Source organism: Nocardia farcinica (assembly GCF_029867845.1).
GTDB classification, from domain to species: Bacteria; Actinomycetota; Actinomycetes; order Mycobacteriales; family Mycobacteriaceae; genus Nocardia; species Nocardia farcinica_A.
This window is the reverse complement of record NZ_JARWRU010000869.1, coordinates 1-9,646: the sequence shown is the minus strand read 5'-3', so window position 1 is coordinate 9,646 and position 9,646 is coordinate 1. Positions and strand designations below refer to the sequence as shown.

Genomic DNA, 9,646 nt, shown 5'->3' with positions numbered 1-9,646 from the left:
ATCGGGGGGCGCCCGCGTCGGCGGGACCGGCCGCGACGGGATACCTGGCGGTGGCGGGCTTCGCCGGGCCGCAGGCGAGGGCCGCGTGGGCGGCGCGGACGAACGCTCCCGCGCTCGCGGGGCGCGCGGCGGGGTCCTTGGCCATGCCGAGGGCGATCACCTCGTCCAGGGCGGGCGGGACGGCGGGGTTGGCGGCCGAGGCGCGGGGGGCGTCGGTCATGAGGTGGCCGTGCATCTGCTGGGCGGGTTCGGTGTCGCCGTAGGGGCGGCGGCCGGTGAGGGTTTCGAACAGCACGCAGGCCAGGGAGTAGATGTCGGAGCGGGCGTCGGCGTGCCCGGTGAACCGCTCGGGGGCCATGTAGGCCCAGGTGCCGATGGTCAGGCCGGTGGCGGTGACCGAGGTCTGACCGAGGGTGCGGGCGATGCCGAAATCGATGAGATAGGCCCAGCCGTCTGGGCGGACCAGGATGTTGGCGGGCTTGACGTCGCGGTGCACCAGGCCCGCCGCGTGCGCGGCGTCCAGGGCGGCCGCGATCTGGGCGAGGATGTCCAGGGCGGTGTGCGGGTCGAGCGGGCCGTGCTCGGCCAGCCGCGCGGACAGGTCGGCGCCCTCGACGAGTTCCATGTCGATGAACAGCCGTCCGTCGACGGCGCCGTGCGCGTTGATGGCGGGGATGTGCGGATCGCGCAGGGCGGCGGCGAGGACGGCCTCACGTTCGAAGCGGGCGCGATAGCCCTCGTCGGCGGCCAGTTCGGCGGGCAGCAGCTTGAGGGCGACACGGCGGCCGTCACGGGTGTCGTCAGCGGCCCAGACCTGGCCCATCCCGCCGCTGCCCAGCGCCCGTTCCAGGCGGTAGTGACCGAACAGCGAGTGACCGAACCGCGCAGCCGCCATCGCGCACCTCCAGTCATGTCGACGCGCCCGGATCACACCTCGCGATCGCGTCCCGGTCGCACCCGCGCCCGGCAAACCCGGACTCCCCCGGCCCCCGCACCGGCCGCCGCCCCGCGGCGATCCCGCGGGGTCGAGCCGTAACCGGAGCCTACCCGCCTGCGCCGACCCCGAGCAGCGTGATGCGGCGGACACCGGGGCCGCTAGCCTGACCCTGGCCGCGCGGACGACGGCACGCATCGGCCGGGCGCGCGGGCGGACGAGCGAGGAGCGGCGAGATGGAACCGATCGAGATCAACGCGGGCGGCTGGTACCTGCGCGCCCTGCGCGCCGACGACCGCATCGACGACCGGCCCGCACTCGCCGCGGGCGGCGTCACCGATCCCGGGCACGTGGCCCGCCGCGCCGCCGAGTGGGAGTCCGACCGCCGCTACGCGTGGGCGGTGTGCGAGCCGACCACCGCCGAACTGGTGGCCGAGATCGTGCTCACCCCCGGCGCGGACGGCTGGGCCGAGATCACCGGCTGGGCGCGGGACGGGCAGGAGCCCGCGCTGGCGGCGGCCAGGAGCGCGGTCACCCGGTTCGCCGAGGGCGCGCTGGGACTGCGGCCGACCTGAGCAGCACCCGCCGACGACGACCGGCCGACCGCCACCGGCGAACGGCTGGTCATTCGAGGGCGGCGAGCACCCGGTCCAGGGCGTCGACGGCCCGGTCGAGTTCCTCGGCGGTGACCGTCAGCGGCGGCCGGAACCGGATGCTGCGCGGCCCCGAGCCGAGGATGAGCACGTGCTCGCGCTCCCGCACCGCGGTCACCACGGCGTCCCGCAGTTCCGGGGTGGCCAGCGTGATCGCGCACATCAGCCCGCGCCCGCGCGGCTCGGTGACGCAGGAGTGCGCCTCGGCCAGCGCCTCCAGCCGGGCAAGCAGGTGTTCGCCGAGCTCGCGGGAACGTTCGAAGAGCCCGTCGCGTTCGATCACCTCGAGGATGCGGCGGGCGCGCACCATGTCGGTGAGATTGCCGCCCCAGGTGGAGTTCAGCCGGGAGCTGACGGCGAAGACGTTGTCGGGCACCTCGTCCACCCGGCCGCCCGCCATGATCCCGCACACCTGCGACTTCTTGCCGAAGGCCACCACGTCCGGCTCCAGCCCGAGCTGCTGGTAGGCCCAGGCCGTGCCGGTGCCGCCGACGCCGGTCTGCACCTCGTCGAGCACGAACAGCGCGTCGTGCTCGTGGCACAGCCGCTGCATCGCGCGCAGGAACTCCGGGCGCAGGTGCCGGTCGCCGCCCTCACCCTGGACGGGTTCGGCGATGAAGCAGGCGATGTCGTGCGGATGCTCGGCGAAGGCCCGGCCGGCCTGCGCCAGCGCACAGGCCTCGGCCTCGGCCACGTCGTGCTCGGCGCACACGCACGGGGTCTCGATGCGGGGCCAGTCGAAGGCGGGGAAGCGGGCCGTCTTCACCGGATCGGTGTTGGTCAGCGACATGGTGTAGCCGGAGCGGCCGTGGAAGGCGCCGGTCAGATGCATGACCCTGGTGCCGAGCGCGGCCGGACGGCCCGCCGCCTCGTTGTGCCTGCTCTTCCAGTCGAAGGCGACCTTGAGCGCGTTCTCCACCGCCAGCGCGCCGCCGTCGACGAAGAACAGGTGCGGCAGTCCGGGGTCGCCGAGCACGCGCGCGAACGTGTCCACGAAGGCGGCCATCTCGACGGTGTAGATGTCGGAGTTGCTCGGCTTGTTCACGGCCGCGTCGGCAAGTTCGGCGCGGAACCGCTCGTCCTCGGCCAGCGCCGGGTGGTTCATGCCGAGCGCGTTGGAGGCGAAGAAGCCGAACATGTCGAGGTAGGCGGTGCCGTCGCGCCGGTCGACGAGCACGCGGCCGTGCGAGGCGCGCAGGTCGAGCACCAGCGGGAAACCGTCGACGAGCAGATGCGCCGACAGCACGTCGTGGACCCGGTCCGCCGGGACGAGCTCCGAGGCGGTACCGGTGCCTGGCCGGGGTCGTTCCAGTTCGAGGCTCACACCCGCAGGATACGAAACATTTCAGGCACCGTCCACGACACGCCGTACGAATTACGGCGTCACGCTACTTGTCATAGAATGTCTGCAAGATGATCGTGCTCCGGGTACGCACATTCGCCGTCGCCCTGATCTCCTGCAGCAACTGCTCGAGATGCCGGGGCGAGGCCACCCGCACCAGCAGGATGTAGCTCTCGTCGCCGGCTACCGAATGGCACGCCTCGATGCCGGGGATGTTCTGCAGCAGCGCGGGCGCGTCGTCGGGCTGGGAGGGATCGAGAGGAGTGATCGCGACGAATGCCGACAGCAACTGCCCAAGTGCCTCGGGATCGACATCGGCGCTGTATCCCCGGATCACCCCGCGCGCCTCGAGCCTGCGCACCCGCGACTGCACCGCCGAGACCGACAGACTCGCCTTCTCGGCCAGGTTCGACAAGGTGGCGCGCCCGTCGGCCATCAGTTCTCGAATCAGCAGACGATCGATGTCGTCGAGAGCAGGTTTCGCCGGTGTATCCGCCACCAGCGAAGGCTAACCCAGCTCGCGCACACCGTGTCGAGAAGTTGTCCGCGATCACCATCGGCCGAGGTCCGGTCGCCCTGCCCGCACCGTCTCCCGGCCCGAAACCGAAGGGGAACAAGCGATGACCGCAACCACCGGCACCGTCCCGGCTACCCCGCTCGCCGAATCCGCCGCCGCCGCGCTGCGCGCGCTCGGTGTCGCGCCGCCCGCGCCCGGGTCGCTGGTCGCGCGCACCCCGATCACCGGCGAGCGCCTGCTCACCCTCGCCCCGGACGACACGGCCTCCGCCGACGCGGCGATCGCCGAGGCGGCCGAGGCGTTCCGCGCCTGGCGCACCGTGCCTGCGCCGATGCGGGCGGCGGTGGTGCGCGAGCTGGCCGGGCTGCTGGTGGCGCACAAGAGCGATCTGGCCGCACTGGTCACCCTGGAGGCGGGCAAGATCCGCTCCGAGGCGCTGGGCGAGGTGCAGGAGATGATCGACGTCTGCGAGTTCGCCCTCGGCCTGTCGCGTCAGCTGTACGGGCGCACCATGCCCTCGGAGCGACCGGGGCACCGGCTCATGGAGACCTGGCACCCGCTCGGGGTGGTCGGGGTGATCTCGGCGTTCAACTTCCCGGTCGCGGTGTGGGCGTGGAATGCCGCGATCGCGCTGGTCTGCGGCGACCCGGTGGTGTGGAAGCCCTCCGAGCTGACCCCGCTGACCGCGCTGGCCTGCCACGGCCTGGTGCGCCGCGCCGCCGACCGGGCCGGCGCGGACCCGAGGATCCACCAGCTGATCCAGGGGGATGCCGCACTCGGACAGCGGCTGGCCGACGACGAGCGGGTGGCACTGGTCAGCGCCACCGGTTCGGTGCGCATGGGCCGCGCGGTCGCCCCTCGGGTGGCCGCCCGGTTCGGCCGCTGCCTGCTGGAACTGGGCGGCAACAACGGCGCGATCGTCACGCCGTCGGCGGATCTCGAGCTGGCGGTGCGCGCCATCGTGTTCGCCGCCGCGGGCACCGCGGGCCAGCGCTGCACCACGCTGCGCAGGCTGATCGTGCACGAGGAGGTCGCCGACCGGCTGGTGGAGCGGCTGGCGCAGGTCTTTCGCGGGCTGCGCGTGGGCGATCCGCGCGCCGAGGGTGTGCTCGTCGGGCCGCTGATCCACGGCGGGGCGCACGAGGCCATGCGCTCGGCGCTGGCGCGCGCGACCGCCGACGGCGGCGAACTCGTCTGCGGCGGTGAGCGTGTCGATGTGGCCGGTCCCGACGCGTACTACGTGCGCCCGGCCCTGGTGCGCATGCCGGGACAGACCGAGGTGGTGCGCGAGGAGACCTTCGCGCCGATCCTGTACGTGCTCACCTACCGCGATTTCAGCGAGGCCGTCGAACTCCACAACGCGGTGCCGCAGGGACTTTCCTCTGCGGTGTTCACCGGCGATCAGCGCGAGGCGGAACGATTCCTCGCCGCGGACGGATCGGATTGCGGAATCGCGAATGTCAATATCGGCACCTCGGGCGCGGAGATCGGCGGCGCGTTCGGCGGCGAGAAACACACCGGCGGCGGTCGCGAATCCGGCTCGGACTCCTGGAAGGCGTATATGCGCAGGGCGACGAACACGATCAACTACTCCGCCGAACTGCCGCTGGCCCAGGGCGTGGAGTTCGGCTGAGGGCACGTCGGCCGGATCGGCGAGGAAGCCGCCGAGAAACGGCCTCGACCAGGCGATTAGGTGTCCCCGTCGCGACCTGTGTAAGGTTGGGGACACACCGACGCGGGGTGGAGCAGCTCGGTAGCTCGCTGGGCTCATAACCCAGAGGTCGCAGGTTCAAATCCTGTCCCCGCTACCACCGGGAGAACCCGGGGCCGACGTACTGTCGCCCCGGGTTTTCTTCTGTCCGAACCGCTTCCATCCCCGCCGTGGCCGCCGCGCCACGCCCGCCGTCGCGACCCGCCGGAGGGAAGCGAAGTTGCCGGTGCGGAGATGTCCGTTTCCTTGCGTATGTGATCAAGCACTCGATAGGGTGGCGCAGATATCCGCACATAGGGCACTCAATGCCCGGAGAAGGCAAGATCGGTGATCAGCAGCAGTATCAAGCGCGTATTACCGACCGATGTGCTGAAGCCGAGTTCTCGCGCACGAAATCGCGGACCCATCGGAATCAGAACCCGACTGCTGGCAATCGTGCTCATCCCGAGCCTCGCATTGCTCACCATCGGCATCGGCGGTGCCATCTACCTGATCGAGGACAGCCAGGAGTCCAAGGACTTCGCCGTCGTCGCGTCCGAGGTGACCACCCCGGCGATCCGCATGATCGAGGCGGTGCAGGACGAGCGGCAGGCATCCCTGCTGCACCTGGCCGGCTCGCCGCGCGGCACCGAGAGCCTGGTCGCCGCCCGGCGCAATGCCGACGCCGCGCTCGACGGACTCTACGACCTGGCCCAGGCGGCCAGGAGCGCCAACGCCGCGACCGGCGGCGACATCGAGGGCTACCGCGCAATCTACGACCAGCTCCCGCAGCTGCGCAGCGCGATCGACGCCAGGGTCATCCCGGCCACCCAGGTCTCCATGGTCTTCAACGCGGTGATCGACACCGTCGTGCAGGCCTCGCTGGTCGCGGCGAGGATCGCGCCCTCGCCCGAGATCGCGGTCGCGCTCTACAACGCGGTGCACCTGCTGCGCGCGGGCGAGGCCACCGTCCGTGCCGCCTCCATCGGCATCACCGCGATGCTGACCGGCCAGTTGCCGCCGGGACAACTCAGCGAGTTCGCCGGCCACGTCGGCGACGCCCGCGGCGAGGTCGCCTTCGCCAAGGGCGTGGTACAGGGCGAGCGTCTGGCCGAGCTGGAGGCGATCCTCACCGGCCCGGACTGGCAGCGCCTGGTCGCCATGGAGGACGCGTTCATCCAGCGCGGCCCGATCATGCCGGACGACGACATCACCGGGTCGGGCTCGGGATCGAGCTCGAGCACCTCGGGTTCGGGTTCCGGTCTGTCCGGCTCGACCGGCGGCGCAGGCTCGGACTCCGAGGTCGAGCTGCCGCTGAGCGCCGAGGACTGGGAGCGCACCGCCGACGCGGTCAGCGCCCAGCTGATGGGGCTGTGGGAGAACCTCAGCCGCGACCAGCACGCGGTCGCCATCGACGAGGGCAACGAGCTGGAGAGCAACTCGCTGTGGGTCGGCGCGGGCATCCTCGCCATCGCCCTCGTCGCCTTCGGCGGCGCCATGCTGCTGGCCAACCGCTTCGTCGGCCGCATGCGCGGCCTGCGCCGCGAAACCCTGGAACTGGCCGACGAGAAGCTGCCCGCCACCATCCGCAAGCTCAGCGCGGGCAACGACCTCGACGAGTCCGACGACACCGCGCCGCTGAAGTACGGCAACGACGAGATCGGCCAGGTCGCCGATGCGTTCAACCGCGCCTACGCCTCCGCGGTCGCCGCGGCCGTCGCCGAGGGCAAGACCCGCGCGGGCGTCAACGCGGTCTTCCTCAACATCGCCCACCGCAGCCAGGTCATGGTGCACCGCCAGCTGGTGCTGCTGGACAAGGCCGAGCGCGAGGAAGACGACCCGGAGCGCCTCGACACCCTGTTCCAGCTCGACCACCTGGCCACCCGCTCCCGGCGCAACGCCGAGAACCTGGTCATCCTCGGTGGCGAGCAGCCGGGCAGGCGCTGGCGCAACCCGGTGCCGCTGGTCGAACTGGTCCGCAGCGCCGTGGCCGAGAGTCTCGACTACACCCGCATCCAGCCGGGCAAGCTGCCCGAGGTCCGGGTGCTCGGCAATGTCGTGGCCGACTTGATCCACCTGCTCGCCGAGCTGACCGACAACGCCACCGCGTTCTCGCCGCCGGAATCGCGCGTGGAGGTGTCGGGCAATCTGGTGGGCAAGGGCCTGGCCCTGGAGATCACCGACCAGGGCCTCGGCATGTCCGAGGCGGAGCTGGACGAGCGCAACCAGCTGCTGGCCGAGCCGCCGGACTTCAGTGTCGCCGCGCTGTCGGGCGACGCGCGTCTCGGCCTGTTCGTGGTCGCGAAACTGGCCGCCCGCCACGGCATCTCGGTGCGGCTGGCCGAATCCGACTACGGCGGCATCAAGGCGATCGTGCTGGTGCCCACCCAGCTGCTGTCCACCGGACGCGAGCAGGGCCAGGTCACCTCCGGTCCCGCCGCCATCGCCGCAGGCCCGTCCGCCCCGGCGCCCGCGCCGTCGCCCAACGGCGGCGGACACCCGGCGCCGCACCCGTCCACCACGACGACCGCGGTCATGCAGCCGATCGGCGGCGGCCTCACCGGACGCGGCACGTTCAACGGCTTCGTACCGCCCGCCACCACGGTCAGCACCGTCGACGCGCCGGGCGCGCAGGTCGAACAGCCCGCGGCTCCGCCGGCCAAGCCCGCCCTGCCCCGACGGCGCAGGCAGGCGCCCGCCGCCACCCAGCCGATGCCCGCCGAGAACCCGCCGCCCACGACCGCCCGCCCCAGGACCGCGGAACAGGCGAGGAACCTGATGTCGGCGATCGAGAACGGCACCAGGCAGGGCCGTCTGAACCGCGTTGATACCGACACCGGATTCTCGGTGTCCGATCGCAAGGAAGGTGCCGGTGACGATTTCCCAGCCTCGTAGTCTCGATTGGCTACTGGACGACCTGATCGACCGACTGCCCGACGTCCGCTACGCCGTCGTGCTCTCGACCGACGGCCTGCTGCTCGGCCACAGCACCAAGATCGACCGCTCCGACGCCGAGCGCTTCTGCGCGATGGCCTCGACCCTGCACGGCGTCGCGCGCAGCGCGGGCATGCACTTCGAGGCGGGTGGCGTGGCACAGACGGTGGTCGAACTCGACCGGGCGGTGCTGTTCATCACCGCCGCGGGCGACAACGCGTGCCTGGCCGTGCTGACCGCCGAGTCGGCCAACATGGGCATGGTCGCCTACGAGATGAACCAGACCGTGCAGCGTGTCGGCGCCCACCTGTCCGTCGATCCTCGGCCCCATCCCTTCGATGGGGCCGGCCTGCGGCAGCCATGAACGATCAGCGTGAGTCCTGGTTCGACGACGAGGCCGGCCCACTGGTCCGCCTCTACGCCGTCACGCGCGGACGGTCCGACGGCCGCCCCGAGCTGAACATGCTCACGCTCGTGGTGTCCTCGGGCGCGGGCATCCTGCGCCGCACCGAGCCGGAGTACGCGGAGATCCTGCGACTGGCCCGCACGGTGCAGTCCATCGCGGAGCTGGCCGCCCAGATGGACCTGCCGCTGACCACGATGAAGGTCCTCGTCGGTGATCTCATCGACGACGGCCTGCTGCACCACCGGGCGCCGGAGCCCGCACCGGACACCGGCCCGCCCCGCGACATGGGCATGCTGCGGGCGGTGCTGCGGGGTATCCAAGCGCTCTGAGCGCCTGGGAACACAGCCCCCTCGCACGAGCGGCGGACAGCCGACCACACGACGAAGGCCGGGGGCCTGGTCCGAACGAATCGGACCAGGCCTCCGGCCTTTTCGGTACGCTCCGGCCTCCCGGGCGCCCGTCAGGCGAGCCTGGCCGCCAGCCGCTTGGCGTTCATGTAGGCGATGGCCTCGATGGACACCATCGGGTTCACGCCCGAGGAGGTCGGGAAGCAGGACGCGTCGGCGACGACCACATTGGGCACCTCCCAGGTCGCGCCGTCCGGGTCGAGCGCGCAGTCGTCCTTGCTGCCGCCCATCCTGGCCGATCCCATGATGTGCAGCGCGGCGACGCCGCAGCGGCCCGGCTCGTAACCGGAAGCCGCGCAGGCCGCGGCGAACTCCTCGTGCGAACCCTCTTCGCCTGGACGATAACTCGCGCCGGACTGGTGGCCGGAGTAGATCTTCTTCGCCCCGGCCGCCTCCAGCAGGCTCGCCGCGCCCAGGATGCCGGTGTGCAGGTGGTCGCGGTCGCGGTCGGAGAGGGTGTATTCGACGATCGGGTGGCCGTCCTTGCTCACCTTCACCCGGCCGCGGTCGCGGGCGCGGGGGGTTAAGCCCCTTGTGGGGGGGGGCGCCCCAAACCCCCCCGCCTCGGTTGTGGGGCCCCCCCTGGGGGGGGCCCCTTCCCGGGGGGGGGGCCTCCCGCCGCCCCCCCCCCCCGAGGGGGTTCAGGCCGGGTCGCTGTCCTGCGCCCTTCGCGCCTCGTAGTCGCGGATCAGCACGGTGAACCGCTCGCTGTTGTTGTCTGGTGCTTGACCGAGGAGCAGGCACAAGCGGAGGCCGTGTACCG

Annotated in this window: 8 protein-coding genes, 1 tRNA gene and 1 pseudogene; 6 read left to right on the top strand and 4 right to left on the bottom strand. The window is 71.9% G+C overall.

What is annotated here, in order from left to right:
* Positions 1–895, bottom strand: an 895-nt coding sequence (locus tag QH283_RS18970) for a serine/threonine-protein kinase (protein WP_280504327.1), incomplete at its 3' end; no start/stop codon positions are given.
* Positions 896–1,170: 275 nt separating this feature from the next.
* Here QH283_RS18970 and QH283_RS18965 point away from each other — a divergent pair.
* The gene (locus QH283_RS18965; protein ID WP_280504326.1) at positions 1,171–1,509 is read left to right on the top strand and encodes a hypothetical protein; all 339 of its coding nucleotides are present in this window, start codon (positions 1,171–1,173) and stop codon (positions 1,507–1,509) included.
* Between the two features lie 49 nt (positions 1,510–1,558).
* On the opposite strand, the gene lat is transcribed toward QH283_RS18965, so the two are convergent.
* Positions 1,559–2,911, bottom strand: a complete 1,353-nt coding sequence (gene lat, locus QH283_RS18960) for an L-lysine 6-transaminase (protein ID WP_280504325.1) — start codon at positions 2,909–2,911, stop codon at positions 1,559–1,561.
* Between the two features lie 64 nt (positions 2,912–2,975).
* Positions 2,976–3,428, bottom strand: a complete 453-nt coding sequence (locus QH283_RS18955; RefSeq protein ID WP_280504324.1) for an Lrp/AsnC family transcriptional regulator — start codon at positions 3,426–3,428, stop codon at positions 2,976–2,978.
* Positions 3,429–3,549: 121 nt separating this feature from the next.
* Between QH283_RS18955 and amaB the strand changes: the two genes are divergently transcribed.
* The 5 genes from amaB (at position 3,550) to QH283_RS18930 (ending at position 8,805) form a co-directional block, all read left to right on the top strand.
* Positions 3,550–5,079: an L-piperidine-6-carboxylate dehydrogenase gene (gene amaB, locus QH283_RS18950; protein WP_280504323.1), complete on the top strand. Its 1,530-nt coding sequence runs from the start codon at positions 3,550–3,552 to the stop codon at positions 5,077–5,079.
* Between the two features lie 101 nt (positions 5,080–5,180).
* Positions 5,181–5,257: transfer RNA gene (locus tag QH283_RS18945), tRNA-Met, on the top strand.
* A 335-nt stretch (positions 5,258–5,592) separates the two neighbouring features.
* Positions 5,593–8,031, top strand: a complete 2,439-nt coding sequence (locus tag QH283_RS18940) for a sensor histidine kinase (protein WP_280504322.1) — start codon at positions 5,593–5,595, stop codon at positions 8,029–8,031.
* Positions 8,009–8,434 (top strand): roadblock/LC7 domain-containing protein, encoded by a 426-nt coding sequence (locus QH283_RS18935; RefSeq protein ID WP_280504321.1) that lies wholly within the window; start codon positions 8,009–8,011, stop codon positions 8,432–8,434. Before QH283_RS18940 ends, QH283_RS18935 begins: the two co-directional genes overlap by 23 nt.
* On the top strand, positions 8,431–8,805 hold the full coding sequence (locus tag QH283_RS18930; protein ID WP_280504320.1) for a DUF742 domain-containing protein: 375 nt from the start codon (positions 8,431–8,433) through the stop codon (positions 8,803–8,805). Before QH283_RS18935 ends, QH283_RS18930 begins: the two co-directional genes overlap by 4 nt.
* 131 nt (positions 8,806–8,936) lie before the next feature.
* Here QH283_RS18930 and QH283_RS18925 read toward each other — a convergent pair.
* Positions 8,937–9,383, bottom strand: a pseudogene (locus QH283_RS18925) (GMC family oxidoreductase); the annotation flags it as partial.
* Positions 9,384–9,646 lie beyond the last annotated feature (263 nt).

Bases quoted from the DNA above. Each gene is read 5' to 3' on its own strand.
- amaB (WP_280504323.1), top strand. From the start codon at position 3,550: ATGACCGCAACCACCGGCACCGTCCCGGCTACCCCGCTCGCCGAATCC.
- QH283_RS18965 (WP_280504326.1), top strand. From the start codon at position 1,171: ATGGAACCGATCGAGATCAACGCGGGCGGCTGGTACCTGCGCGCCCTG.
- QH283_RS18930 (WP_280504320.1), top strand. From the start codon at position 8,431: ATGAACGATCAGCGTGAGTCCTGGTTCGACGACGAGGCCGGCCCACTG.